A 26,480-nucleotide genomic window follows, 5' to 3' on the forward strand; every position below is an offset into this window, starting at 1 on the left:
CGCCTGCGCGTCGGGCGGCCAAACACAGAATAAAAACAAGAGAAAAAACCATGCTCGCACTCCTGGGCCTGATCATGGTGGTGACGTTCACCTACCTGATCATGAGCAAACGCCTGTCGCCGATCGTCGCGCTCACAGTGGTACCCATCGTTTTTGCCGTGATCGGCGGTTTCGCTCCCGAGCTCGGCAAGATGATGCTCGATGGCCTGAAGATGGTGGCACCCTCGGCGGCGTTGCTGCTGTTCGCCATCCTGTTCTTCGGCCTGATGATCGATGCCGGCCTGTTCGATCCTTTGATCCGCAAGATTCTCAAGCGGGTGAACGGCGATCCGATCAAGATCGCCATAGGCACCGCGCTGCTGTCGTTGCTGGTTGCCCTCGACGGCGACGGCACCACCACCTACATGATCACCTGCGCGGCGATGCTGCCGCTGTACAAACGCATCGGCATGAACCCGATGATTTTGGCCACGGTGTCGATGCTATCGCTGAGTATCATGAGCGGCATGAGCCCCTGGGGCGGGCCTGCCACCCGCGCGATCGCCGCCCTTGGCCTGGATGCGACCGAATACTTCATCCCGATGCTGCCCACCGTGATCGGCGGCGCGGCCTGGGTGGTGTTCACCGCCTATCTGTTGGGGCGCGCCGAGCGTCGGCGCATCGGCAATGTCACCCTGGCGTCAGGGGGCGGCAATTGCTACATCAAGGAGATCCTAGGCGACAACCCACACAAGCGTCCGCGCCTGGCCTATGTGAACCTGATGCTGGTGATCGCCGTGATGACCGCGCTGGTGATGGGCGTGATGCATTCCGCGCTGCTGTTCATGATCGGTTTCGTCGCCGCGTTGATGATCAACTATCCGCAACTGGAGCTGCAGAAGGAGCGCATTCTCGCCCATTCGGGCAATGCCATGACCGTCGTGCTGCTGGTGTTCGCCGCCGGCATATTCGCCGGCATCTTCTCCGGCACCAAAATGGTCGACGCCCTCGCCCAGACCTTGGTGGACTGGATCCCCGACGCCTGGAGCCACTGGTTCCCGCTGGTGGTGGCGCTGACCAGCATGCCGCTGACCTTCGTACTGTCCAATGACGCCTACTACTTCGGGGTGGTGCCGATTCTGGCCAACGCGGCCGCGGCCTATGGCATCGACCCGGTGGAAATCGCCCGGGCCTCGGTACTGGGGCAGCCGGTGCACCTGATGAGCCCGTTGGTAGCCTCGACCCTGTTGCTGGTGGGGATGGTCGACCGCGATATCGGCGACTTCCAGAAAGCCACCGTCAAGTGGGCGGTGCTTACCTCGCTGGTGATCACCGCGCTGGCGCTGCTCACAGGTGCCTTGTCTTTCTTCGTGTGAATCACCGGGCGCCGCGCGGCGCCCACCCACCGCTCATCCAAGAACAACAACAGAGTACCGATCATGTTCCGAAGTGTTTCCCGTGGGGCCACCTGTGGCCTGCTCTGCGGCTGGTTGCCCGTTGCCGGCGCTGGCGGATTCGTCGACGACGGCAAGCTCAAGCTGCAGCTGCGCAACGTCTATTTCAACGAGAACTTCCGTGACGAGCAGGGCCTGTCCCTACGCGCGGCGGCCTCCGCCAAGCATGAGCGGACCGAGTGGGCACAGGGCTTTTTGCTCGACTACCAGTCCGGGTTCACCCAAGGCACCTTGGGCGTTGGGCTCGATGCCCTGGCCCTGGTGGGCGTGCGGTTGGACTCCGGACGCGGTCGCAGCGGCAGCGGCCTGTTGCCGGTGCACGACGACGGTCGGGCCGCGGACGAATTCAGCAGCGCCGGCCTGACCGCCAAGGCGCGCCTGGGCCAGACCGTGATCAAGCACGGCACCTTGCTGCCCAAGACCCCGGTGCTGGTCTACAACGACGCGCGGTTGTTGCCACAGACTTACCAGGGCACGCAGCTGACCAGCACCGACATCGATGGGTTGAGCCTCACCGCCGGTCACCTGGACAAGTTCAAGTTGCGCGACTCCTCGGACAGCACCGGCTTGTACCTGGATGGCTACAGCGGCAACGCGTCCGGTGATTTCTCCTACGTCGGTGCCGATTATGCGGTGGGCAAGCCGCTGCGCCTGAGCTACTTCCACGCCCAGCTCGACGGCTTCTATCGCCAGGACTTCGCCGGCCTGGTGCATGACCTGTCGCTGGCCGGCGGGGTGCTGACCACCGACCTGCGCTACTTCAGAAGCCGCGACAGCGGTGCCGCCCATGGCGGCGCCATCGACAACGACCTGTACAGCGGGCAACTGGCGTATGCGCATTCCGGGCATACGGTCGGTGCCGGCTACCAGGTGCTTGATGGCGAGGCGGGGCTGCCCTATATCAGCGGCGCAACGGTGTATTCGTTCAGCAACGTCGGTATCGGCAAGTTCATCGAGGAGCAGGAAAAAACCTGGATGGCCAGCTATGCCTACAACTTCGCCGCCGCAGGGGTGCCCGGGCTGACCTTCATGACGCGTTACCTCAGCGGCGACAACGGTCGCGCCGGGGAGGCGGGTATCAAGGAATGGGAGCGTGACGCCGAGCTGGCCTACGTGGTCCAGGGTGGCCCGCTCAAAGGCCTGGGGGTGAGGTTGCGAAACTATGTCTATCGTTCCGACTTCGCCCGAGGTCGCGATAGCAACCGTGTGTACCTGACCTACGACATCGCGCTTTGGTGAGTGTCCATCCTGGGTGGACGGTGCGCGTCCAGGCGTCGGTTGTGGGCATTGATGGCGGGCTTGCCGAGGTCCATCGGCTGCTATCAGCGCGATCAATGTTGGCAGACGATGGCCTGATGTCCCTCTAGATTGCAAAGGCGTGCTGGAAGCCCCGAACAACAATAACGAGGGACCTGACTATGCCCACCGCCACCCAAGCATCCAACGCCTGGCGCATCCTGTTCCTGCTGTTCCTGGCCAACCTGTTCAACTTCTTCGACCGCACCATCCCCGCCATCGTCATAGAGCCGATCCGCCTGGAGTGGCACCTGAGCGACTTCCAGATCGGCATCATCGGCACCGCCTTCACCCTGGTCTATGCCATCGCCGGCCTGCCGCTGGCGCGTATCGCCGACACGGGTTCACGCAGCAAGCTCATGGGCTGGGGCCTGCTGGCGTGGAGCGGGCTGACGGCGGTCAACGGCATGGTCGGCAGTTTCTGGAGTTTTTTGCTGGTACGCATGGGCGTGGGCATCGGCGAGGCCAGCTACGCGCCGGCCGCCAACTCGCTGATCGGTGACCTGTTCCCGGCCGGACGGCGGGCACGGGCGATGGGCATCTTCATGCTCGGCCTGCCGCTGGGCCTGTTGCTGGCGTTCTTCACCATCGGTGCGATGGTCCAGGCCTTCGACAGCTGGCGCGCGCCTTTCTTCATCGCCGCCGTGTCTGGCGTGCTGCTGGCGCTGTTCATCTTCATGATCCGCGAGCCCGCGCGCGGCGCGGCGGAGACGGTGGCCACGGCCCAGGTACAGCTGGACCGCCCCCTGCGCCGGGTGTTGAGCGTGCCCACCTTCGCCTGGCTGGTGCTGGCGGGGTTGACCTTCAACTTCGCCTCGTATGCCTGCAACTCGTTCATGGTGCCGATGCTGCAGCGCTACTTCGCGCTACAGCTGCACGACGCCGCGGTGGCCACCGGGATGATCGTCGGTCTGAGCGGTCTGGTGGGCCTGACCCTTGGCGGCTGGATGGCCGACAAGGTGCACCAGCGCTTTGCCAACGGCCGCCTGGTGTTCGCCGCGCTGAGCATGCTAGTCGCTACCATTTGCACCGCCTGGGCGCTGCATGCCGGGCGCATCGAACTGGGGGTGTTCGTGGCGGTGTTCGGGGTCGGCTGGCTGTTCTCGTACAACTTCTACACCTGCGTGTACACCGCCATCCAGGACGTGGTGCAACCGCGTCTGCGGGCTACGGCCATGGCCCTGTTCTTCGCCGGGCTGTACCTGCTGGGTGGCGGCTTGGGGCCGGTGGTGGTCGGTGGGCTGTCAGATCACTTTGCCGTGGCGGCCATGGTGTCGGCGGGTGAGGTGGCGATGAACGAGGCGTTCAAGGCCCAGGGGCTGCATGACGCGATGTACCTGATCCCTGTGGCCCTGTTGCTGACCATGGTGTTCCTGCTGGCGGCCTCGCGGTGTTTCAGCCGGGATGCGCAGCGGATGCGCGAGGGCATGGCGCTGGATGGCGCAGCGGTGACGGGGCAGGCTGCACAGGCCTGAGTCCCTGTAGTTCGGCCAGATGTTACGGCTCGATCATTATCGATTTTATCGTGGGTGATGCTGAGCCAGCCATTGATCATAGGCTGCCGTCATTGTTCGCCACGTGGTGCCATCGGCCGGCACCAGGTGTTCGATGCGCAGTGAAGCCACCGTGATGTCCTGTGGCATGCCGAAGGTAGTGAAGGTGGACAGAAACCTCAATTCACCTTCGGCAGTCCGCACCCGCGTCAACACCACAGGTGATTGCGGCGTGCCTGCTGTCAATGTGGGCGGGGTGGGCAAGCCTTGCAGCCGCCGCGCCAGGTCAGGATTGCCCACCGCCTCCCTGGCCGCCCGCTGCCAGGCGATCGCCCGTATCTCATCGGCATTGAGCAGATGATCTCCCAGTCCGCCCGGGCGCAGCAGTGTGTCCAGCAGGTTGAGGCCCGAGGCGCTGTTCGTTGGCACACCGGCCATCGCGAACAGCAACCCGACACTGGCATTGGCTGCAGTGATGTCCCAGTTGCTGGCGATGACGATGGCTGGCGCGGGGTTGTTGGCCTGCAGGATGTGCTCCAGCGCGTCGTGCACCATCTTCATGGCTGGGGCGTCGGGTGCCGAGGCTGCATAGCGCGGTGCGTAGCCTGCCGCGAGGAACACTTCGTTGCAGTGTTCGAGCGGCACTTCCAGTGCGCTGAGCAGGGCGTGCAGCGTGCTTGGGCTGGCCTTGGCACGGCCGGTTTCCACGCAGCTCAGGTGGCGTTGCGACAAGCCCGCCAACAGCGCCAGGTCGAGCTGGCTGAGGCCGGCCTGGCGGCGCAGGCGACGCAGGTGTTCTCCGGCATCGGTGATGGCCGGTGTTTGCGTGGGGTGAAAGGGAGAAGGGCTCATGCGTCGACTCTGGCTGTCCTTGGCTGAAGCGTCCATGACCTGTGAGGTCATTGAGGCGGGGACGACTCTATCACTACCGTGAAAGCAGGATCGCGGTCATGGAACGAAACACAATCCTTTGATTTGACTGGGGCTGCGTGGGAGCGGGCTTGCCCCGCGATCACCCGCGTCGCGGGTGCCAGGCTCCGCGGCGCCTGCATCGCGGGGCAAGCCCGCTCCTACAAGTCCCTGCCAAGGAGTCGGACAATGAAAGTCGAATGGATCGCACTGCCCGTATTGGTGTTGTTTACCCTGTACACCGGTTGGACCCTGATGATTGCGGATCAGTCGCTCATCGCCTTTGGCTTGGACCTGATGTCCCGGCCAGATACAGCTCAAGTCGTTATCGACCTGTATGTGATGGCCGGGCTGGGCTGTATCTGGATGGCAAGCGACCAGCGCAAGCGAGGCGGCTCATTGATCGGTGTTTTGCCTTATCTGTTACTGACGGCGATTTTCGTCTCGTTGGGGCCGCTGCTGTACATCGTGGTCAAGAGCTTTGCGCAGAGGCGCGGGGCATGAGCAGCGCGCTGGCGGTCTACGCCTGCTGCGTAGTGGTGCTGTGCTTCAAGATGCTGGCGATTTCCTGCTACCAGGGTTACTTCCGCCTGCGCTTTCTGGCCTTCACCAACAGCGAGGATGCGGCGGTGTTCAAGCGTTCGGCGTGCCCTGCGGAACTGCCGCAGGTAACGCGGGCAATGCAGGCCTGGCGCAACGATCTGGAGAACATCCCGATGTTTCTCGCGTTGGGCGGCCTGGCGGTCGTGATGGAGGCGCCCGTTGTCATCACGGCATGGTTGAGCGGGTTATTCACTGTAACGAGGGTGTCGCATACAGTGACTTACCTGGCGGGCATCCAGCCGTGGCGGACGGTGAGTTATGGCGTGGGGGTAGTCTGTTTGATCGGGTTGGCGGCCTTGGTTATCGAGTCGTTGGCAACGATGCCTTGAAGGCCAGCAGCCAGTGCCTGACTTCAACTGGTACAGAAAACATCCGGCTTTGGCACAAAGAAGCGAGCAAACAATTCCGACTGCGACTTGATGTTCAACTTGGCGTAAATGTTCCGGCGGTGCACTTTCACTGTTTCCGCCGAGAGTGAAAGCTTCCCGGCAATCTCTTTGTTGGAGAAGCCGCTCAGCAGCAGCCTGAGCACATCGCTTTCACGGGTGGTGATCTGCGCGCCCAGCTGGGTCAATGTTTCCTGCCATGGCGGGGTCTCTGCAAGGTCCTTCTCGACATCCACCTCGAAGGCCATGCGCTGGTGCATCAAGGCCGTCACCCAGGGCTTGATCAGGTCGAGGATGGTGATCTGTTCCTGGCTGAAGCGCGCCTTGCTGCCAATGGAGATACACAGCGTGCGGTCGGCGTCGAGCTGAACGTTGTACTGCGCCTCATCGGCCGAGATGTAGTGTGTGAAATACTGGTGGTAGTACTCGGTTTCGAGAAAGTACTCCGGCGCGATATCCAGCAGGTGGAAGAAACCGCTCTGCGGGTTTTCCCGGTTGGCGATGTAGAACGGGTCCAGCAGGTAGAGCCCCTTCACATAACGATGGATGAACGCGTTGACCTCTTCGGCATCCGCCACCTCGGGCAGGCTCACCACTTCCACTTGCTGGCTGGCGAAGATCAGCACCACCCAGTTGTCGATCTGCACGTACTCGTTCAACACCCGAACCAGCGAACTCCAGAACGCCGGACGGTCCAGCTGCATGATCAGCTTGCCGATCGATCGGTGCCAGGCCAGGCTTTGCAGGTCGAACGGCATTATCTACCCCTTTTGGGTTAGGCATTCGCGGGTCAGAGGTAAGTATTCCGAGGTATTTACTATCCGGTCCTGCCCGGTATAGTCGCTCACTGGGCCTAGGATGGCCGTGAAGATACATCGATTCGATAAGGATGTTGCATGAGAAGGTCACGTTTGCGAACCCTTTTTTCGGCCTCGCTGCTCTGCGCAGGGATCAGCACCTCGGTGCTGGCCGCCGAGCCCGGGATGCACCTGTACAACTGGTTCGGGCTGCTCGCGCCGGAGACGCCCAAGGCGTTCGAGCAGGAAACCGGCACCCGCGTGCACATGGACGCGTTCGACAGCGCCGACATCATGCAGAGCAAGGTCATGGCCGGGCGCACCGGGTATGACGTGGTGGTGGCGACCTCCAACGTGCTGCCCAGCCTGATCGCGGCGGGCGTGCTGCAACCGCTGGACCGTGCGCAACTGGGCAACCTGTCGCATATCGACCCCGATATCCTCGCCCAGCTGGCGGTCAACGACCCCGGCAACCGCTACGCGGTGCCCTACCTGTGGGGCACCACCGGCATCGGCTACGACGTCGACAAGGTCAAGGCCGCGTTGGGCGACCAGGCGCCGGTGGACAGCTGGGACCTGATCTTCAAGGAAGAGAACATCAGCAAGCTCAAGTCCTGTGGCGTGGCGATGCTCGACTCGCCCAGCGAGATCATCTCGATTGCCCTGAACTACCTGGGCCTGCCCAGCAACAGCAGCAATCCGGCGGATTACCAGAAGGCGCAAGACCTGCTGATGAAGATCCGCCCCTACGTGCTGTATTTCGACTCGTCGCGCATCGACACCGACATGGCCGACGGCAATATCTGCGCGGTGGTCGGCTGGGCCAACGGCGCCCTGGCCGCCCAGGCCCTCAACGAGAAGAACAACACCGGGCGCAGGATCAACTACAGCCTGCCGCGCGAAGGCGCGCTGGTGTGGTCGGAAAACCTGGTGCTGCTCAAGGATGCGCCCCATCCCAAGGCAGGCATGGCGTTCATCAACTACATGATGCGCCCGGAAGTGATCGCCAAGACCTCGAACCACACCCTGTACCCCAACGCCAACAAGGACGCCACCCAGTTCGTCGAACAGGCGCTGCGGGACAACCCGTGGATCTACCCCGACAAGAAGACGATTGCCACGTTGATCCCGCTCGAGCCGCTGCCGTTGAAACTGGAGCGGATCCGCACGCGGGTCTGGACCAAGGTGAAGAGTGGCGTTTGACCTGAATTGACGTGTCGCCCGCTGCCCGGTGCAAGGGAGTCCCGGACAGCGCGTTGACCAAGGTTGCCTGCGGCCGATTGCTTCAAGCACCAGCGAACACCATCGTCTCGCGGTATCCGGCTGCCCAGCCGAGGCGGGCGGGTCTTGCGTACCTGATTTCATCTTGAGCCGGAGGAGAACAGCGGATGTTCAGCCCAGCCCAGAAGACACACTTGAACTTGACGATCGAAGGCGTGGAGCACGATTTCCAGGTGCTCGGCTACACCGGGGAAGCGGTGGCCAACAGGCCTTTCTTTTTCAACGTGGAACTGGCCAGCGAATGGCCCGACCTGGACCTTGAACGCTTCCTCGACCTCGAGGCGTTCTTCAGCTTCGACATGAACGGCAATGGCATCCATGGGCGGATCTACCACATCGCGCCGATGAGGCAGGCCCCGTGTTCGGCGCGTTACAGGTTGACCCTGGTGCCGCATTTGTCCTACCTGCGTCACCGCATCAACCAGCGGATCTTTCAACAGTTCTCGGTGCCCAGGATCGTCGCCTTGATATTGGAAGAGCATGGGATCGTGGGAGATGCCTATCGCTTCGAGCTGAGTGCGAGCTACCCCGAGCGCGACTATTGCACCCAGTATGGCGAAACGGATCTGCACTTCGTCCAGCGCTTGTGTGAAGAGGAGGGTATTCGCTTCCACTTCCAGCACAGCGCCGAAGGCCATGTGTTGGTGTTTGCCGATGGTCAGGCGGTGCTGCCGTGGGGCGTGCTTTATCGTCCGCCCCTGGTTCATGCCAAACCACGGGTGGTGGAGAACCAGACCGCCGTGGTCATTGCCGTGGAGGATGACGAGAGCCGGTGTGATCGGCGCCTTGCCCGGATTCAGGTCAAGTTTCCCTGGGATCCTGAGGACAGGTTCGACGACAAGAGCTGTTGCTGGTTGTCGGTGGAGTCCGAATGGTGCTGTGAAAGCACTGTCCCACGAACGGGAATGGAAGTCATGGTCACGTTTCTCGGAAACGATCCTGATCAGCCGCGGGTCAGTGGGTGCCTGTGCTGCCGATAGCCTCATTCTGGCTACGGCAGCTTTATCCGAAATCCTCTGCGTCCTGCCCTGTCGTGTGTTCCCTTAGTCGATAACCAGCTCCCATACGCCACTGGCATGCTCGATCCGCTCACCCGGCAACCGGATGCGCTGGTTGGCGCTGTAGTCATGGAAGGCGCGGGCCTTGTCGATCAGCGACAGGTCCAGGGTCACGCTATGCCGCGACTCGCCACGCCCGGCCTCGAACAGCGTTTGGCCATACGGGTCCACCGCCAGGCTCGCCCCCACGAACACGCAGCCATCCGGCCCGTCGCCCACGCGGTTGGCGACCACGGCGAACACCTGGTTCTCCATCGCCCGGGCCATCACCGACACCCGGTGCACATGATCCTCCGGTTCGGCCAGGCCATCGGTGATCAGCATCAACTGCGCGCCCAAGGCCTTCAGCGCCCGTGCCGTCTCAGGGAATTCGCTGTCGTAGCAGATCAACAGACCCAGGCGCACGCCGCGCCATTCGACGGTGGCGAAGCGGTCGCCCGGAACGACGATGCCGTGCTCCGGCAACCACAAGTGGGTCTTGCGGTAGGTGAGCAGGATGCCTTCAGGGGCGATGAACAGGGTGGTGTTGTAGAACGTGCCGCCGTCGTTCTCGTACAGCCCCAGCACCACCGCGACATTGTGCCGGCGCGCTGCCGCGACCACCGCCTGCACGGCGTCACCATCGATGGCTTCGGACAGCATGCCGACGTCATCTGCGGTGAGAAAACCGGTCAGGTGCGACTCGGGGAACAGCAGGATATCGGTGTCCGGCGCGCATTGGGCCAGGGCCTCGAGGATGCCGCGCAGGTTGTGGGCGGTGTCGCCGTCGCGGGTTGTCGTCTGTACCACTTCGATCTTCATGGGCAATCCGTCTCGCTGGGCCCGACCCTTCCGCGGGCGAGTGACATTTGCGAAGGGTGGTGCAAGTATGAAAACAATCATTGGCAAAACAATCACTTCGACGGGTTAACCCGGGGGTAGGGCATGAGCTTGAGCCTGCAGGATCTTTCGTGGCACCAGGGTGTGGGCCAATGCATCGAGCACCTCGACCGGCCGAGCTTCTGGCGCACCCTGGCGACGCTGCTCGGCGACTTCGTCGAGGTCGACACCTGGGTGGCGCTGCTGTTCAGTCACGACAAGCCGTTGATCTTCGACCAGAGCCCTTACGAGCGCGAGGGCATCGACCCGCTGGTGAGCGTGTACGCCAACGGCCTGTACCTGCTCGACCCGTTCTACCTCAGCAGCCGCGAGCGGCCGCTGACCGGCCTGGTGCGCCTGGTCGACGTAGCCCCGGAGCAGTTCCAGCAGACCGACTACTACCGCCTGTACTTCACCCACAACGTAGTCGCCGACGAGGTGCAGTTCAACCTGGCCCTGGGCGATGGGCGCACGCTGTGCCTGTCGCTGGGCGGGCGCTCACGTTTCGACGCCCAGGCCATCGCCCAGCTGGAGCTGGTGCGCCCCTGGCTGATCGGCCTGCTGCGCCAGCGCCTGCACTTCGAGCAACTGCCCGAGCGCGCACCGGCCAAGCCCGCGCTGGGCCTGGCCCAGGGGCGCGACGAAGCACGGCGGCAGCTGGAGTCGGTGCTCACGGCGCGGGAGCTGGACGTGGTGCGGCTGATCCTGTCGGGGCATTCGAACAAGGAGACGGCCATCAAGCTCAAGCTGTCGGCCGAGACGGTGAAGGTCCATCGCCGCAACGTGTATCGCAAGCTGGACGTGAACTCCCAGAGCGAGCTTTTTTCGCTGCTGTTCCTGGCCGGCGAAGACCTCGCCAGCCTGCAACCGGCGCCGTGATTCCCCCGCGCCATTACCCCCAGGTTAATCCTTCGACGTTATAGGAATCCGCACGGGGATCCGCATACTGGGCTGGCAGCTTCCTTGCGAGTGACCACCTGGAAGCCGCGTGAGAGTGGGCTTCGTGGTCGCAGCGTGGGAGCGGATTTCGCGGTCGTCGCGTAGTAGCGGGCTTCGCGGTCGCATCGTGGGAGCGGGCTTGCCCCGCGATCACCGGCAAGGCCGGTGCCATCCACCACATTGCCTGCATCGCGGGGCAAGCCCGCTCCCACGCTGTATTTCCTGCACCTGCACTTGCTGCATCTGCTTAGCGTGCTGCATACCGGCTTGGCAATTTCCTAGAACAATCACAAGAGGATGACCCATGGCTCATTTCGCTCACGGCCCGGCCCGTGGCATCGCCCCTGCGCGCCAGGAGGCCACTCATGCCTGACGCCACCCCTGCAAAACTTTCCCTGACTTCCCTGACCGTCTTCGGCCTGGCCTACATGTGCCCGAGCCTGGCCATGGTGATCTTCGGCGTGATCTCCGAACGCAGCGACGGCATCGCCCCCAGCGCCTTCCTGCTGGCCACCGGCGCCATGCTGCTGTCGGCCCTGAGCTACGCCAAGCTTTCGCGCCTGTTCCCGGTGTCCGGCTCGGCCTACTACTACGCCAAGCGCCTGCTCGGCCCCGGTTGTGGCTTTGTGGTCGGCTGGGCGGTGCTGCTGGCCTACCTGTTCATGCCCATGGTTGCCTGGCTGCTGCAGTCGGTGTTCCTCAACGCCCAGTTCCCGCAGGTGCCCACCTGGGGCTGGCTGCTGATCAACATCGGTTTGACCACGGCGGTGACCGTCAGCGGCATGACCCTGACCGACCGCCTGAACAAAGTGCTCACGGTCTTCAGCATGGCCCTGGTGCTGTTGTTCATTGGCTACTGCCTGCGCTATGTGGCCGGCCAGCCCCAGGTCGGCTTCACCCACCCCGTATGGAACGAGCACAGCACCTTGACCGGCCTCACCGCCGCCGCCGCCATCGCCGCCTATTCGTTCCTCGGGTTCGACGCCGTGACCACCCTGGCCGAGGAGGCCGAGCAGCCCAAGCGCGACATCCCCCGGGCGGTGCTGCTGGTGATCAGCGTGGGCGGGCTGCTGTTCACGGCGGTGGCTTACCTGATGCAACTGAGCCACCCCGGTGGCCAGTTCGCCGACCCAGAGACCGCGACCTACGCACTGTCGATCGAGGTGGGTGGGCAGTTCTTCGCCGACTTCGTCAATCTCGGCGGCATCGTCGCCGGCTTCGCCTCGTGCCTGGCGGTGCAGGTCAGCGCCAGCCGCTTGCTGTACTTCATGGGCCGCGAAGGCGTGCTGCCGCCGCGTTACTTCGCCAAGGTGCAGGGCAGGGCGCGCACGCCGGTGTTCAACCTGCTGCTGATTGCCGGGCTGGGGTTGATCGGGATCGGCGCGGATGTGAGCTCGGCCGCTTCGCTGATCAACTTCGGCGCGTTCCTGGCGTTTGCCGCGGTGAATGTCTGCGTGATTGCGTACTACCTGCGTGAGCGGCGCAAGCAGCGGTTGAGTGGGGTGGGGTTCGTGGTGTTTCCGCTGCTGGCGATTGGGGTAAACCTGTATCTGCTGTCGCTGTTGAGCACGGTGGTGATACTGGCCGGGGTGGCTTGGCTGGTGTGTGGCGGGTTGTACCTGATGTGGTTGACGGCGGGGTTCAGCAAGCCCACGCCGGGGCTTATGGAGGTTGAGACCTGAAAGCGCAGGGTGTCCAGGTCAGGTATCTGGTGGGAGCGGGCTTGCCCCGCGATCAACTGAGATCGAAATAAAACGAGGCATGGCGAGCTATGCCTCAAGCTCCACGACTGAACCCGGCCATGAACTTCTCCATATCGCTTTTGACATCGTTCGCGTTTGCAGTGACTTCTTCAAAAATACTCTTCATAAGCCCATACCCCTGTTCCTTTTCAGAGACTGAAAATGGCGTAGAGCGTGTACTGCCATTCAGACGGAACCAAAATGTGTTGATATCGCGGTCTGGGTCGTAATCAGAGGAGATGATCAAGGTGATTTCCTCGTGAGAAGCAACGAAGCTACCACCCTCGCCAATGCCCCATTGCAAGTCGCCATTTTGAGTGTGGGTCAAGACGAATTGCATAAAACGTTCGAAGTGAGATGGAATCATGCAGGGTCACCTATGTATTCATTTTTTGAAGCCGAATGCATCAGCAGGTCATCTTGCATTCGTTTCAGTGTGTCGATGGTCAGTCTATAGGGATTGTCGGGCGCCCCGGGGTTGGGTTTGGGATACTGGCTTCCCGCATAGTTGGGATTGGTTTTGGTCTTGAGCACTCGGGATTGCACCAGATGCTCGTAGCTATTCAGGATATTCAGGTTTTCTCGGTAACGATCAGGTATCCCGGCTTTTGAGAATGACGAGATGTAGCCTTGTTTGATCCGGGTTATAAAAATGACTGAAACGGCTTTCTTGTTATACAGGTCGCTCAGTGCGGAATTTATTATTTCAATGCAGGCTTGGACTTCATGATGTTCCATTTGACGCTTGAGCCTATTGTGTGAAGCCTCGGCAACGCGAGCCATTTGATGAGCCGCTGAGCCATTGCGTACAATTTCGCATATGGCAACAATCAAGCCGTACAGCGTTAACCAGAATCCCAGGAAGCCCAAGGTGTTGACGTCAGTGTCATGCAATGCTGGGTATTTGTGTGCAGTGAAAAGTGCACCTGCTGTGAGTAGAACCAAGATAGCTATGTACACCAATCGGCTTAAGGGGTTTCCTTTCATGGGGGAGTTCCATTGTTTGTACTGTGCCGGGCCGAACAAGAAAACTGATTATAGTGGCAGGGCAAACTGTGCAGCTGCCCGATAGCGTGACTCGGTGTGTCAGTGCTTTCCCAAACAGCCATGGGGTGGCGCTTCTGTCGTGTCCACCCTCATACAAATCTCCAGAAGTGGCCTTGTGCCGCGATGGGCCGCGACACAGCCCAGGCTATTGCCGGGGCTGCTACGCAGCCCTTTCGCGGCACAAGGCCGTTCCTACAGAGCCCGCATGTACCTTGAGGTCAGTGTTTCATCCCCAACTCCGCATCATCCATCAGCGCCTTGGCCAGCGCGCTCAGGTAATACGATGCCCAGATTAACTGAGGCTTCTCCTCCATGATCCCGGTGATGGTCAGGTCGCACACGCAGCCCATCAACTCCGAAGCCTGTTCCCGAGCGTGCTGGCAAGGGATGCCGGGTTCGATGCAGAACAGCGGGTCGGTATGCTTTTCACCCTGGTAGAACTTGGTCTTGCCCACGGTGGTGTGGGGCGTGCTGTCGTCTGTGCTCATGGCTCAATCTCCCTGAAATGATCGGTGCCTGGGCTTGCGCAATCGCGGGACAAGCCCGCTCCCACGGGTACAGGTGCCACGCCGCATGTGGGTGTGCTGCACATAGATCGCAGCCATGGATCACAGCGTGTTGGGATCACAGCGTGGGAGCGGGCTTGCCCCGCGATTGCGTCAGCCCAGCCAACAAATGACTCAAGCCCTAGTGCAAAGTCCGAGGCTCCACCTGCGGCATCTGCACCTGAATCAACGCCGACTCGAGCAGTACCCGCAGCGCCTCCATTTCATGCATCGCGGCCATGACCAGAATCGACACGGGCGACTTGGGATGCAGCAGAATAGCCTGATGCGCCACAGTCTGCGCGCACAGGGCGTACTCCGTGGCCTGAATGATGGTGTCTTCGAGGGAGTGGTGGTTGTGAGGTGGATCGGGGACGATCTTTAACATAACAATTTCCCTGTGGTGGTGCGGCCACCTGCCTGCTGTCAAACAGTAGGGTGGCAGCTGTACGTGGGTTGACAGACCGGCGGAAATTGCAAAGTTCCGGCGCACGCAAGCGTGCCCGCACGTACAGCTGCCATAAAGGTTGAGCTGCGTGCAATTTGCCGTCACAGCCTGTCAAAGCTGTATCGTTGATGTGCAACGATAGGCCGAGACTAGAGCCCCGCCAGGGCGACCGCAACGGAAAAAAGGCGGCAGAAGTATGTTTGGGAAATGGACTACAGCATAGGGTCTTAATCTGATTTTTCTGGACGACCCACCGCGATACGACGTGATACCAACAAGGCGGACAGCGGTTGCGCGTCCGATGACATTTGAGTTGGCTACGCTGCTTCAGGCGGTCGATGTCGTCCCCAAAAACGCAGCTTCCAACAACTGCCGCGTATACCCATGCCGCGGCTCATGAAATATCGCCCCCGCATCCCCCTGTTCCACCACCTGCCCATGCTTGATCACCATCAACTGATGACTCAACGCCTTGACCACCGCCAGGTCATGACTGATAAACAGATAAGTCAGGTTGTACTTAACCTGCAAATTCCGCAGCAACTCAACCACCTGCCGCTGCACCGTCCGATCCAGCGCCGAGGTCGGCTCATCCAGCAAAATCAGCGCCGGCTTCAACACCAACGCCCGAGCAATCGCAATCCGCTGCCGCTGCCCCCCAGAAAACTCATGGGGATACCGATGCCGCGTCCGCGGATCCAGCCCCACTTCCTCCAACGCCGCAATAATCGCCGCTTCCTGCTCAGCCGGCGTGCCGATCTTGTGAATCCGTAACCCCTCGCCAACGATATCCGCCACGCACATGCGCGGGCTCAGGCTGCCAAAGGGATCCTGAAACACCACCTGCATCTCCCGCCGCAGCGGTCGCACGGCCTTCTGGTTCAGCCCTTCAAGATCCTGCCCATGAAAGCGAATGCCACCCTGGCTGGAAATCAACCGCAGGATGGCTAGTCCCAAGGTGGACTTGCCCGATCCACTCTCGCCAACGATCCCCAGCGTCTGCCCCTGGGGCAGGCTGAAGTTCACCCCATCCACGGCCTTCACATGGTCCACGGTCCGGCGCAGCAGCCCCTTCTTGATCGGGAACCACACCTTCAGGTCCTTCACCTCCAGCAACGGCGCCCCTTCGGCGTTCGCGGCGGGCGCCCCGCTGGGCTCGGCATTGATCAGCATCTGCGTATACGGATGCTGCGGCTTGCTGAACAGCATGGCGCAATCGGCCTGCTCGACGATCTTGCCGCACTGCATCACGCACACCCGGTGGGCGATGCGGCGCACCAGGTTGAGGTCGTGGCTGATCAGCAGCAGGGCCATGCCGAGGCGCGCCTGCAGCTCCTTGAGCAGGTCGAGAATCTTCAATTGCACGGTCACGTCGAGCGCCGTGGTGGGCTCGTCGGCGATCAGCAGTTCGGGCTCGTTGGCCAGGGCCATGGCGATCATCACCCGCTGGCGCTGGCCACCGGACAGCTCATGGGGCAGGGCTTTCAGGCGCTTCTTCGGCTCGGGAATACCCACCAGCTCCAGCAGCTCCAGCGTGCGCGCAGTGGCGGCCTTGCCGGTCAGGCCCTTGTGCAGCAACAGGATCTCGTTGATCTGCTTCTCGATGCTATGCAGCGGGTTCAGCGAGGTCATCGGCTCCTGGAAGATCATCGCAATGCGGTTGCCGCGAATCCGCTGCATGGGCTTCTCGCCCAGGTGCAGCAGGTCCTTGCCGCCGTACTGGATGGTGCCGGAAGGATGCCGGGCCAGCGGGTAGGGCAGCAGGCGCAGGATCGAATGGGCGGTCACCGACTTGCCCGAGCCGCTTTCGCCGACCAGGGCCAGGGTCTCGCCCTTGCGGATGTCGAAGCTGATGCCGTCGACCACGCGGTTGACCTGCTCGCCAGTGACGAACTCCACCGCCAGGTCGCGGACTTCGATCAGGGTGTCTTGGCTCATGTCATTTCCTCGGGTCGAAGGCGTCGCGGGCGGATTCGCCGATGAATACCAGCAGGCTCAGCATCACCGCCAGCACGGCGAAGGCGCTGATGCCCAGCCAGGGGGCTTGCAGGTTGGACTTGCCTTGGGCGACCAGCTCGCCCAGCGACGGCGAGCCGGCAGGCAGGCCGAAGCCTAAGAAGTCCAGGGCGGTGAGGGTGCCGATGGCGCCGGTGAGGATGAACGGCATGAAGGTCATGGTCGAGATCATGGCGTTGGGCAGGATGTGGCGGAACATGATCGGGCCGTTGCGCATGCCCAGCGCGCGGGCGGCGCGCACGTATTCGAGGTTGCGCCCGCGCAGGAACTCGGCGCGCACCACGTCCACCAGGCTCATCCACGAGAACAGCAGCATGATGCCCAGCAACCACCAGAAGTTGGGCTGCACGAAGCTGGCAAGGATGATCAGCAGGTACAGCACCGGCAGGCCGGACCAGATCTCCAAAAAGCGCTGGCCGGCCAGGTCCACCCAGCCGCCGTAGAAACCCTGCAAGGCGCCGGCGATTACGCCGACGATGGAGCTGGCGATGGTCAGCGTGAGGGCGAACAGCACCGAGATACGGAAGCCATAGATCACCCGGGCCAGCACGTCGCGGCCCTGGTCGTCGGTGCCCAGCAGGTTGTCGGTGGAGGGCGGCGCGGGGGCCGGCACTTTCAGGTCGTAGTTGATGCTCTGGTAGCTGTAGGGGATCGGCGCCCACAACACGAAGGCGTCTTTTTTCTCCAGCAGCTCGCGGATGTACGGGCTCTTGTAGTTGGCCTCCAACGGGAACTCGCCGCCGAAGGTGGTCTCCGGGTAGCGCTTGAAGGCGGGGAAGTACCACTCGCCGTCGTAGCGCACGGCAATCGGCTTGTCGTTGGCGATGAACTCGGCGCCCAGGCTGAGCACGAACAGCACCAGGAAGATCCACAGCGACCACCAGCCGCGGCGGTTGGCCTTGAAGCGCTCGAAGCGCCGGCGATTGAGGGGGGACAGGGCCATGTCAGTGCTCCCGGCTGGCGAAGTCGATGCGTGGATCGACCAGGGTGTAGGTGAGGTCGCCGATCAGCTTCACCACCAGACCGAGCAGGGTGAAGATGAACAAGGTGCCGAACACCACCGGGTAGTCGCGGTTGATCGCCGCTTCAAAACTCATCAGGCCCAGGCCGTCGAGGCTGAAGATCACCTCGATCAGCAAGGAACCGGTGAAGAAAATGCCGATGAACGCCGAGGGGAAGCCGGCGATCACCAGCAGCATGGCGTTGCGGAACACATGGCCGTACAGCACCCGCGAACGGCTCAGGCCCTTGGCCTGGGCGGTGACCACGTACTGCTTGTTGATCTCGTCGAGGAAGCTGTTTTTGGTCAGCAGGGTCATGGTGGCGAAGTTGCCGATCACCAGTGCGGTGATCGGCAGCACCAGGTGCCAGAAGTAGTCGAGTACCTTGCCGGCGGTGGAAAGCTCGTCGAAGTTGTTGGAGGTCAGCCCGCGCAGCGGGAACCAGTCGAAGTAGCTGCCGCCGGCGAACAGCACGATCAGCAGGATGGCGAAGAGGAACGCGGGGATGGCGTAGCCGACGATGATCGCCGAACTGGTCCACACGTCGAAATGGCTGCCGTGGCGCACGGCCTTGGCGATCCCCAGGGGGATCGACACCAGGTACATGATCAGCGTGCTCCATAGCCCCAGCGAGATGGACACGGGCATCTTCTCGGCGATCAGGTCGATGACCTTGGCGTCGCGGAAGAAGCTGTTGCCAAAGTCCAGATGGGCATAGTTCTTGACCATGATCCACAGCCGCTCGGGCGCGGACTTGTCGAAGCCATACATGCGCTCGATCTCGGCGATCAGCGCCGGGTCCAGGCCTTGCGCGCCACGGTAATTGGAACCGGCCACCGACACTTCGGCGCCGCCGCCAGCGATGCGGCTGGTGGCACCGTCGAAGCCTTCGAGCTTGGCGATCATCTGCTCCACCGGGCCGCCGGGGGCGGCCTGGACGATGATGAAGTTGATGATCAGGATGCCGAACAGGGTCGGGATGATCAGCAGCAGGCGCCGCAGGATATAGGCCAGCATGTCAATGAGCCTCTTCCACGGCGGGGGCTTCGCTTACGGCAGGCGTGACGTCGGGCTTGATCCACCAGGTGTCGATGCCGATGTCGTACTTGGGCGACACGGCGGGGTGACCGATGTGGTTCCAGTAGGCCACGCGCCAGGTCTTGATGTGCCAGTTGGGGATCACGTAGTAGCCCCACAGCAGCACGCGGTCCAGGGCGCGGCAGTGGTCGACCAGGCTCTGACGCGAATCGGCGTTGATCAGCTGTTCCACCAACTGGTCGATGGCGGGGTCGCGCAGGCCGATGAAGTTGCGGCTGCCGGGGTTGTCGGCGGCGGCGCTGTTCCAGTATTCACGCTGCTCGTTGCCGGGCGAGTTCGATTGCGCGAAGCCGCCGACGATCATGTCGTAGTCCCGCGAACGCAAGCGGGTGATGTACTGCGACACGTCCACGCGGCGGATCTCGAGGTTGATGCCCAGGTCCGCGAGGTTGCGCTTGAACGGTAGCAGCACGCGCTCGAACTGGGTCTGGGCCAGCAGGAACTCGATGCTCAGCGGCTTGCCGTCCTTGTCGACCATCTTGTCGTCGACGATCTTCCAGCCGGCGTCCTGCAGCAGCTTGTAGGCCTGGCGCTGCTGGTCGCGGATCATGCCGCTGCCGTCGGTGACGGGGTTGCGGAAGGCGCCGTTGAACACCTCGTCGGGCACCTTGCCGCGCAGCGGTTCGAGAATCTTCAGTTCGGCGGGCGAGGGCAGGCCGCTGGCGGCCATCTCGGAGTTCTCGAAATAGCTGCCGGTGCGGGTGTAGGCGCCGTTGAACAGCTGCTTGTTGGTCCATTCGAAGTCCAGCAGCAGGCTGATGGCCTGGCGCACGCGGATGTCCTGGAACATCGGCTTGCGCAGGTTGAAGATGAAGCCCTGCATGCCCACCGGGTTGCCGTTGGGGATCTCTTCCTTGATCAGGCGGCCGTCGCGCACGGCGGGCACGTCGTAGGCGGTGGCCCAGTTCTTCGCGCTGACTTCCAGGGCGTAGTCGAACTGGCCGGCCTTGAGCGCTTCGAGGGCGACGGTGTTGTCGCGGTAGGAGTCGAAGGTCATCACGTCGAAGTTGTAGAAGCCGCGGTTGATCGGCAGGTCCTTGGCCCAGTAGTCCTTGACCCGCTCGTAGCGGATCGAGCGGCCGGCCTTCACCTCGGCGACCTTGTACGGGCCACTGCCGAGCGGAATTTCCAGGTTGCCGCGGTTGAAGTCGCGGTTGGCATACCAGTGCTTGGGCAGCACCGGCAGCTGGCCGAGGATCAGCGGCAGCTCGCGGTTGTTGCTGTGCTTGAACTTGAACAGCACCTTGAGCGGGTCTTCGGCGACCACTTCGGCGACGTCGGCATAGTACTGGCGGTACAGCGGCGCGCCGTCCTTGATCAGGGCGTTGAAGGTGAACACCACGTCTTCGGCGCGCATCGGCTGGCCGTCGTGGAAGCGCGCCTCGGGGCGCAGGTAGAAGCGCACCCAGCTGTTGTCGGGGGCCTTCTCGATCTTGCCGGCCACCAGGCCGTACTCGGTGAAGGGCTCGTCCAGGCTCTGGCGCATCAGCGTGTCGTAGATGCTGCCGACGTTGTCGGCGGGCACGCCCTTGTTGATGAACGGGTTGAGGCTGTCGAAGCCGCCGAAGCTGGACTGGCGGAAGGTGCCGCCCTTGGGTGCGTCGGGGTTGACGAAATCGAAGTGCTTGAAGGTGGCCGGGTATTTCGGCTCCTCGCCGTACAGGGTCAGGGCGTGTTGCGGGGCGGCCACGGCCGGGAGCGTGAGGCAGGCCAGCAGCAGGCTGGCGGCCAGGCGGCGCAGGGTGGGCGTCATTTGGCTTTCTCCGAAGTCTTCTTGATCCACCAGCTGTTCAGCCCGAGGGTGTAGGGCGGCGTGGTGACGAAGGCGAACCGGTTGCGGTAGGCCAGGCGGTGATTGTCGAGGTACCAGTTGGGGATCATGTAGTACTGCCATGAGAGTACGCGGTCCAGGGCGCGCGCGGCGGCGATCTGGTCATCGCGGCTGCGGGCGGCGAGCAGGGTGTCGAGCAGGTGGTCGACCACCGGGTCCTTCACGCCAGCATAGTTCTTGCTGCCCTTGGTGGCGGCCTGGCTCGAGTGGAAATACAGCCACTGTTCGAGGCCCGGGCTCAGGGTCTGGTTCAAGGTCATCAGGATCATGTCGAAATCGAACTGGTCGAGCCGTTGTTTGTACTGGGCGCGGTCGACGGTGCGCAAGCGCGCATCGATGCCGATGCTGGCCAGATTTTCGACATAAGGTTGCAGGATGCGTTCGAGGTTCGGGTTCACCAGCAGCAGTTCCATACGGAATGGCTGGCCCTTGCCGTCCACCAGGCGCTGGCCGTTGAGTTTCCAACCGGCCTGGGCGAACAGGTCGAGCGCCTGGCGCAGGGCAGGGCGGCTGATGCCGCTGCCGTCGGTGTGGCTGACCTGGTAGGGCTGGGTGAACAGCTTTTCGGGTAACTGGTCGCGGAACGGCTTGAGCAGCAGCCATTCCTTGCCGGTGGGCAGGCCTGTGGCGGTGAAATCGCTATTAGGGTAATAGCTGGTGGCGCGCCGGTAGGCGCCGTTGAACAGGGCGCGATTGGTCCATTCGAAGTCGAGCATCAGGCTCAGGGCCTGGCGCACCCGTGGGTCGCTGAACGCGGCACGGCGGCTGTTCATGAACAGGCCTTGGGTCTGCGTGGGGATCTGGTGTGGGATCTGCGCCTTGATCACCTCGCCCCGGCGCACGGCGGGGAAGGTGTAGCCATTGGCCCAGTTCTTCGCCTGGTGTTCGATATAGATGTCGAATTCGCCGGCCTTGAACGCTTCGAAGGCCACGGTGGCGTCACGGTAGAACTCGTATTCGACGCGCTTGAAGTTGTACTTGCCGCGGTTCACGGCCAGGTCCTTGCCCCAGTAGTCCTTTACCCGTTCGAACACCAGGCGCCGGCCCGGTTGCACCTCGGTGATGCGGTAGGGGCCGCTGCCCAGCGGCGGGTCGAAGGTGGTGGCCTTGAAGTCGCGTTTTTCCCAGTAGTGCTTGGGCAGCACCGGCATTTCGCCCAGGCGCAGGATCAGCAGCGGGTTGCCGGCGCGCTTGAACACGAAGCGGATGCGCAGCGGGCCTAGGATGTCGACCCGGGCCACTTCCTGCAGGTTGGTGCGGTAGATCGGGTGACCGTCCTTGAGCAGGGTGCGGTAGCTGAAGGCGACGTCGGCGGCGGTGATCGGCACGCCGTCGTGGAAGTGCGCTTCGGGACGCAGGTTGAACACCACCCAACTGCGGTCCTCGCTGTATTCGACGGAGCGGGCGATCAGGCCGTAGCTGGAGGTGGGTTCGTCTCCGGAGGGGTCGTACATGCCGGTGCCGACCATCAGCGGCTCGTTGAGCTCGTTGATGCCGTATTGCAGGAAGTTGGGCGTGGTGACCGGGCTCGAGCCCTTGAAGGTATAGGGGTTGAGCGTGTCGAAGGTGCCGAAGGCCATGGCCCGCAAGGTGCCGCCTTTCGGGGCTTGCGGGTTGACCCAGTCGAAGTGGGTGAAGCTGGCCGGGTACTTGAGCGTGCCGAACTGCGCGTATCCGTGGCTTTCGCTCACCATCGCGACGGCGGGGAAGCTCAAGGCCAGGCTGAGAGACAGCAGGAGGGGACGTATCAAGTCGGCATCCGATCCAGAAGGCGTTGGGCTTGGTTCGGGGTACAGTAACAGCTTGTCTGGAATGGAAAAAGGGCTGGGGCAGGGCGGGTGGGGGTGGCTGCAATGGGGTTGCTTCGCAACCCTTTCGCGACACAAGGCCGCTCCTACAGGGATTGCGCAAACCCTCAGGCTGGTGCAATGCCTGTAGGAGCGGCCTTGTGTCGCGAAAGGGGCGCGAAGCGCCCCCAGAATTCACATCAACGCGACAGGTAAACGGTCAGCGTCTGCCCCGGCTTGAGCGCATGCCCGCTACGCGGATTCCAGCGCTTGAGGTGTTTCATCTCAACGTTGAAACGCTTGGCCACCAGGTAGTACGAGTCGCCCTTGCGCACCTTGTACTGGGTGGACCGCTGCTTCGCGTCGGCCACGCGGTTGGCCGCCGCGCTCGGCGCGTTGCCGCCACGCAGTGCCAGCACCTGGCCGACCTTGAGGCTGTTGCCGCGCAGGCTGTTCCAGCGCTGGATGTCCTTGACCGCGACGCGGTTGGCCTTGGCGATGCTGCCCAGGTTGTCGCCACGCTTGACCCGGTAGCTGCGCGCCGCCGGCGCCTTGGCTTCGGCCAGGGCGGCTTGGAACACAGCCTTGTTCGGCTGCAGGGCGACCAGTTCCTCGGGCTTGAGGTTGGACATGCGGTCGCTCAGCAGCTGCGCCTTGGCGGTGGGCACCAGCAGTTGCTGCGGGCCGTCCACGGTCATGCGCTTCTTGAAGGCGGGGTTGAGCTGGATCAGTTCGTCTTCGTCGATGTCGGCGAAAGCCGCGACGCGGGACAGGTCGAGGCGGTCGTTGATGGCGACGGCTTCGAAATAGGGTTCGTTGGCGATCGGGTTCAGGTTGATCCCGTAGGCGGCCGGGGTGTTGACCACCTGCGACAGGGCCAGCAGCTTGGGCACGTAGTCGCGGGTTTCCTGCGGCAGCGGCAGGTTCCAGTAGTCGGTCGGCAGGCCCAGGCGCTCGTTGCGCTCGATGGCGCGGCTGACGGTGCCTTCGCCGGCATTGTAGGCCGCCAGGGCCAGCAGCCAGTCGCCGTTGAACATGTCGTGCAGGCGGTTCAGGTAGTCCAGCGCGGCGTTGGTCGAGGCGGTGACGTCGCGGCGACCGTCGTAGAAGTTGGTCTGGCGCAGGTTGAAGTGGCGCCCGGTGGATGGGATGAACTGCCACATGCCGGCGGCATGAGCGCGGGAATAGGCCATCGGGTTGTAGGCGCTTTCGATGGCCGGCAGCAGGGCCAGTTCCAACGGCATGTCGCGTTCTTCGAGGCGCTCGACGATGTAGTGCAGGTAAAGGCTGCCGCGCTCGCCGGCGTTCTCGAGGAACGACGGGTTGCTGGCGAACCACAGGCGCTGCTGTTCGATGCGCGGGTTGACGTCCATGCCGTCCTGCAGGGCGAAGCCCTGGCGCATGCGCTCCCAGACGTCCTGGGGCGGTGCTTCCTTGGGTTTGACCACCAGCGGCGCGGGCTTGTGTTTGATCCGCGCCTGGTAGTTGTGCGCGCGAACGCTGTCCGAATCGTCGAGCTGACGGGTGCTCTGGCAGCCGACCAGGGTGGCGGCCAGCGCCAGTGCACTGATCTGTGCCAGTCGCGTCAGGGCGACCGAATGAGCGGTTCTGCGGCTAGGGGAAGACATCGGCTGGAACGGTTATCCGGGCAAAAAAGTTGGGCGATTCTAAAAACCGGCCCCGGCCGGGTCAACCTTTGGGCTTATGTCACGATATATCTTGAGGTTATCAGAACACGTCCTTCCAAGACCTCAAGGCAGCAAAAACAGTGGCTTGGGTGGGGTTGGAATGTCCCTTCCATTCGTCTGCTTTTTGTTTAACGAATGTTTCAGCAGTACGCAAAAACGGGTTGGTCAGGCGCTCGAGGCCGATGGTGGAGGGCAAGCTGATGCGATTGTCGGCGCGCAGGCGGGTAACGTCTTCGAAGCGTTGCAGAACGTGCAGGTTTTCCGGTTCCACGGCACGGGCGAAGCGCAGGTTGCTCAGGGTGTATTCGTGGGCGCAGTACACTTCGGTCTCGGCCGGCAGGGCGGCCAGGCGCTGCAGCGAATGGTGCATCTGCTCGGGCGTGCCTTCGAACAACCGCCCGCAGCCGGCGGCGAACAGGGTATCGCCACTGAACAGTAGCGGCGTGGGCGATTGCGCAGTGTAATAGGCGATGTGGCCGAGGGTGTGTCCGGGCATGGCCAGGACCTCGAAGGTCAGGCCCAGTGCCTGCACCTGTGCGCCGTCCTCCAGGGCGACATCACGGGCCGGGATGCGCTCGTTGGCCGGGCCGTAGACGGTGGCGCCGCTGGCCTGCTTCAGGGCTTCGACACCGCCGACGTGGTCATGGTGGTGGTGGGTGACCAGGATCGCCTCCAGCGCCCAGTCGGGATGCTGGCCGAGCCAGGCGAGCACCGGCCCGGCATCGCCGGGATCGACCACTGCGCAGCGGCGATTGGCAGTATCCTGTAACAACCAGATGTAGTTGTCGTTGAAAGCGGGTAGGGCATCGATCTGTATCATGTGCGGATCCGTATCGCCAAGCCTGGACATTGGGGGCATCTTAGCCGCGATGTCGCGGCCCGAGAACCTTCGAGGGAGAATGCAATGACCGACCAAGCCTTCGCCCAGGCCGACCCCGACTGGGTCGAGCTCATCAGCCTGGCCCGCGACTGGTTCAATGGCCCCCTTGGGCAGTTGATGCTCAAGGAAGAGGAAAAGTTGCTTGAAGAAGAGCTGCGGCGCTTCTTCGGTGGTTACCTGGTGCACTACGGCCCCTGCGCCGAACCTCCGCCCAATGCGCCACAGGTGCAGCGCAACGTGCGCCTCGGTGCGCCACTGCCGGGGGTGGAGATCGTCTGCGAGGAACAGGCCTGGCCGTTGTCGGAGCACGCCGCCGACGTGGTGGTGCTGCAGCATGGCCTGGACTTCAGCCTGTCGCCCCATGGCCTGCTGCGCGAGGCGGCCAGCGCGGTGCGTCCGGGCGGGCACCTGCTGATCGTCGGCATCAACCCGTGGAGCAGCTGGGGCCTGCGGCATTTCTTCAGCCAGGGCGCCTTGCGCAAGGCCCGCTGCATCTCGCCGTCGCGGGTCGGCGACTGGCTCAACCTGCTGGGCTTCGCGCTGGAGAAACGCCGCTTCGGGTGCTATCGTCCGCCGCTTGCCTCGCCGGCCTGGCAACAACGCCTGGCCGGTTGGGAGCGGGTGGCCGGAGGCTGGCAGAGTGCTGGTGGCGGCGTCTACCTGCTGGTGGCGCGCAAGATGGTGGTCGGCCTGCGGCCGCTGCGCCTGGAGCGCCGCGAGCCGATGGGCAAGCTGCTGCCGCTGCCGTTGGCCAAGGTCAACCGCAGCGCCACCCACCCCGATTCCGAAAAGCACTGAACACGAGTGGTACATGAGCGATAGCGTCGAGATCTACACCGATGGTGCCTGCAAGGGCAATCCCGGCCCGGGCGGCTGGGGCGTCCTGATGATTTTCAAGGGCGTCGAGAAGGAACTGTGGGGCGGCGAGCGCGAGACCACCAACAACCGCATGGAGCTGATGGCCGCGATCGAGGGCCTGAAGGCGCTCAAGCGCGAGTGCGAGGTGGTGCTGACCACCGACTCCCAGTATGTGATGAAGGGCATCAACGAGTGGATGACCAACTGGAAGAAGCGCGGCTGGAAGACCGCCGCCAAGGAGCCGGTGAAGAACGCCGACCTGTGGATGGCCCTCGATGAGCAGGTCAACCGGCACAAGGTGACCTGGAAGTGGGTGCGCGGGCATATCGGCCACCCGGGCAACGAGCGGGCTGACCAGTTGGCCAATCGTGGGGTCGACGAAGTACGCGCCCAGCGTTGATTGTGTTGCGGGTCATCGCGGGGCAAGCCCGCTCCCACAGGGTGAGCACTGCCTGCGTGGGAGCGGGCTTGCCCCGCGATGGCCGC

Annotated in this window: 25 protein-coding genes; 11 read left to right on the top strand and 14 right to left on the bottom strand. The window is 62.9% G+C overall.

From position 1 onward, the window contains the following. Window positions 1–50 precede the first annotated feature (50 nt). From VUG52_RS09220 to VUG52_RS09230, 3 genes are all read left to right on the top strand, one after another. Window positions 51–1,355, top strand: coding sequence for a CitMHS family transporter (locus tag VUG52_RS09220; RefSeq protein ID WP_050704953.1), 1,305 nt, complete (start codon window positions 51–53; stop codon window positions 1,353–1,355). 63 nt (window positions 1,356–1,418) lie between these two features. Further along, entirely contained in the window at window positions 1,419–2,672 is a 1,254-nt protein-coding gene (locus VUG52_RS09225; RefSeq protein ID WP_331832776.1) for an OprD family porin, read from the top strand. A 179-nt stretch (window positions 2,673–2,851) separates the two neighbouring features. Further along, a complete protein-coding gene (locus VUG52_RS09230; RefSeq protein ID WP_050704955.1) occupies window positions 2,852–4,204 on the top strand; it encodes a spinster family MFS transporter in 1,353 nt (450 codons plus the stop codon). A gap of 45 nt (window positions 4,205–4,249) precedes the next feature. Here the strand turns inward: VUG52_RS09230 and VUG52_RS09235 are convergent, their stop codons facing one another. Then, complete coding sequence (locus tag VUG52_RS09235) at window positions 4,250–5,074, bottom strand: helix-turn-helix domain-containing protein (protein ID WP_050704956.1); 825 nt, start codon at window positions 5,072–5,074, stop codon at window positions 4,250–4,252. Between the two features lie 246 nt (window positions 5,075–5,320). Here VUG52_RS09235 and VUG52_RS09240 point away from each other — a divergent pair, with 246 nt between their 5' ends. Together VUG52_RS09240 and VUG52_RS09245 are read left to right on the top strand one after the other, a co-directional pair. Continuing rightward, the gene (locus VUG52_RS09240; protein ID WP_050704957.1) at window positions 5,321–5,635 is read left to right on the top strand and encodes a hypothetical protein; all 315 of its coding nucleotides are present in this window, start codon (window positions 5,321–5,323) and stop codon (window positions 5,633–5,635) included. Next, on the top strand, window positions 5,632–6,063 hold the full coding sequence (locus VUG52_RS09245) for an MAPEG family protein (protein WP_050704958.1): 432 nt from the start codon (window positions 5,632–5,634) through the stop codon (window positions 6,061–6,063). Before VUG52_RS09240 ends, VUG52_RS09245 begins: the two co-directional genes overlap by 4 nt. A 23-nt stretch (window positions 6,064–6,086) precedes the next feature. Here VUG52_RS09245 and VUG52_RS09250 read toward each other — a convergent pair whose 3' ends face one another. Continuing rightward, entirely contained in the window at window positions 6,087–6,878 is a 792-nt protein-coding gene (locus VUG52_RS09250) for a helix-turn-helix domain-containing protein (protein WP_331832778.1), read from the bottom strand. 138 nt (window positions 6,879–7,016) lie between these two features. On the opposite strand from VUG52_RS09250, the gene VUG52_RS09255 reads away from it, so the two are divergent. Next, complete coding sequence (locus VUG52_RS09255; protein ID WP_023629237.1) at window positions 7,017–8,120, top strand: polyamine ABC transporter substrate-binding protein; 1,104 nt, start codon at window positions 7,017–7,019, stop codon at window positions 8,118–8,120. Window positions 8,121–8,305: 185 nt separating this feature from the next. After that, window positions 8,306–9,178: a contractile injection system protein, VgrG/Pvc8 family gene (locus VUG52_RS09260; protein ID WP_050704960.1), complete on the top strand. Its 873-nt coding sequence runs from the start codon at window positions 8,306–8,308 to the stop codon at window positions 9,176–9,178. 63 nt (window positions 9,179–9,241) lie between these two features. Here VUG52_RS09260 and VUG52_RS09265 read toward each other — a convergent pair whose 3' ends face one another. Beyond that, window positions 9,242–10,057 carry a carbon-nitrogen hydrolase family protein gene (locus VUG52_RS09265; protein WP_050704961.1) on the bottom strand — a complete coding sequence of 272 codons (816 nt, stop codon included), beginning with the start codon at window positions 10,055–10,057 and terminating at the stop codon, window positions 9,242–9,244. A 123-nt stretch (window positions 10,058–10,180) separates the two neighbouring features. Here VUG52_RS09265 and VUG52_RS09270 point away from each other — a divergent pair, with 123 nt between their 5' ends. Both VUG52_RS09270 and VUG52_RS09275 read left to right on the top strand, forming a co-directional pair. Continuing rightward, entirely contained in the window at window positions 10,181–10,993 is an 813-nt protein-coding gene (locus VUG52_RS09270) for a LuxR C-terminal-related transcriptional regulator (protein ID WP_050704962.1), read from the top strand. Between the two features lie 425 nt (window positions 10,994–11,418). Then, on the top strand, window positions 11,419–12,735 hold the full coding sequence (locus VUG52_RS09275; protein ID WP_050704963.1) for an APC family permease: 1,317 nt from the start codon (window positions 11,419–11,421) through the stop codon (window positions 12,733–12,735). Window positions 12,736–12,829: 94 nt separating this feature from the next. Here VUG52_RS09275 and VUG52_RS09280 read toward each other — a convergent pair whose 3' ends face one another. From VUG52_RS09280 to gloB, 11 genes are all read right to left on the bottom strand, one after another. Next, window positions 12,830–13,162 carry a hypothetical protein gene (locus VUG52_RS09280; RefSeq protein ID WP_050704964.1) on the bottom strand — a complete coding sequence of 111 codons (333 nt, stop codon included), beginning with the start codon at window positions 13,160–13,162 and terminating at the stop codon, window positions 12,830–12,832. Beyond that, window positions 13,159–13,782 carry a hypothetical protein gene (locus VUG52_RS09285; RefSeq protein WP_156329607.1) on the bottom strand — a complete coding sequence of 208 codons (624 nt, stop codon included), beginning with the start codon at window positions 13,780–13,782 and terminating at the stop codon, window positions 13,159–13,161. The genes VUG52_RS09280 and VUG52_RS09285 overlap by 4 nt, the downstream gene beginning before the upstream one ends. A gap of 278 nt (window positions 13,783–14,060) precedes the next feature. Beyond that, the gene (locus VUG52_RS09290; RefSeq protein ID WP_050704966.1) at window positions 14,061–14,330 is read right to left on the bottom strand and encodes a DUF3077 domain-containing protein; all 270 of its coding nucleotides are present in this window, start codon (window positions 14,328–14,330) and stop codon (window positions 14,061–14,063) included. A gap of 199 nt (window positions 14,331–14,529) precedes the next feature. Continuing rightward, window positions 14,530–14,775 carry a hypothetical protein gene (locus VUG52_RS09295; RefSeq protein ID WP_050704967.1) on the bottom strand — a complete coding sequence of 82 codons (246 nt, stop codon included), beginning with the start codon at window positions 14,773–14,775 and terminating at the stop codon, window positions 14,530–14,532. A 387-nt stretch (window positions 14,776–15,162) separates the two neighbouring features. Next, on the bottom strand, window positions 15,163–16,773 hold the full coding sequence (locus VUG52_RS09300; protein WP_050704968.1) for an ABC transporter ATP-binding protein: 1,611 nt from the start codon (window positions 16,771–16,773) through the stop codon (window positions 15,163–15,165). Window position 16,774: 1 nt separating this feature from the next. Then, on the bottom strand, window positions 16,775–17,794 hold the full coding sequence (locus VUG52_RS09305) for an ABC transporter permease (RefSeq protein WP_028690523.1): 1,020 nt from the start codon (window positions 17,792–17,794) through the stop codon (window positions 16,775–16,777). Between the two features lies 1 nt (window position 17,795). Beyond that, the gene (locus VUG52_RS09310; RefSeq protein WP_050704969.1) at window positions 17,796–18,869 is read right to left on the bottom strand and encodes a microcin C ABC transporter permease YejB; all 1,074 of its coding nucleotides are present in this window, start codon (window positions 18,867–18,869) and stop codon (window positions 17,796–17,798) included. Between the two features lies 1 nt (window position 18,870). Continuing rightward, on the bottom strand, window positions 18,871–20,703 hold the full coding sequence (locus VUG52_RS09315) for an extracellular solute-binding protein (protein WP_050704970.1): 1,833 nt from the start codon (window positions 20,701–20,703) through the stop codon (window positions 18,871–18,873). Next, entirely contained in the window at window positions 20,700–22,532 is a 1,833-nt protein-coding gene (locus VUG52_RS09320; protein ID WP_218188890.1) for an extracellular solute-binding protein, read from the bottom strand. Before VUG52_RS09320 ends, VUG52_RS09315 begins: the two co-directional genes overlap by 4 nt. 236 nt (window positions 22,533–22,768) lie before the next feature. Continuing rightward, window positions 22,769–24,196 (bottom strand): lytic transglycosylase domain-containing protein, encoded by a 1,428-nt coding sequence (locus VUG52_RS09325; RefSeq protein ID WP_050704972.1) that lies wholly within the window; start codon window positions 24,194–24,196, stop codon window positions 22,769–22,771. A 100-nt stretch (window positions 24,197–24,296) separates the two neighbouring features. Further along, window positions 24,297–25,076: a hydroxyacylglutathione hydrolase gene (gene gloB / locus VUG52_RS09330; RefSeq protein WP_050704973.1), complete on the bottom strand. Its 780-nt coding sequence runs from the start codon at window positions 25,074–25,076 to the stop codon at window positions 24,297–24,299. An 84-nt stretch (window positions 25,077–25,160) separates the two neighbouring features. On the opposite strand from gloB, the gene VUG52_RS09335 reads away from it, so the two are divergent. Together VUG52_RS09335 and rnhA are read left to right on the top strand one after the other, a co-directional pair. Further along, on the top strand, window positions 25,161–25,934 hold the full coding sequence (locus VUG52_RS09335) for a class I SAM-dependent methyltransferase (RefSeq protein WP_028690528.1): 774 nt from the start codon (window positions 25,161–25,163) through the stop codon (window positions 25,932–25,934). Window positions 25,935–25,947: 13 nt separating this feature from the next. Then, complete coding sequence (rnhA, locus tag VUG52_RS09340; RefSeq protein ID WP_050704974.1) at window positions 25,948–26,394, top strand: ribonuclease HI; 447 nt, start codon at window positions 25,948–25,950, stop codon at window positions 26,392–26,394. The last annotated feature ends 86 nt before the right edge of the window (window positions 26,395–26,480 follow it).

It is taken from the genome of Pseudomonas sp. LH21 (assembly GCF_036549575.1).
GTDB lineage: Bacteria > Pseudomonadota > Gammaproteobacteria > Pseudomonadales > Pseudomonadaceae > Aquipseudomonas > Aquipseudomonas peradeniyensis.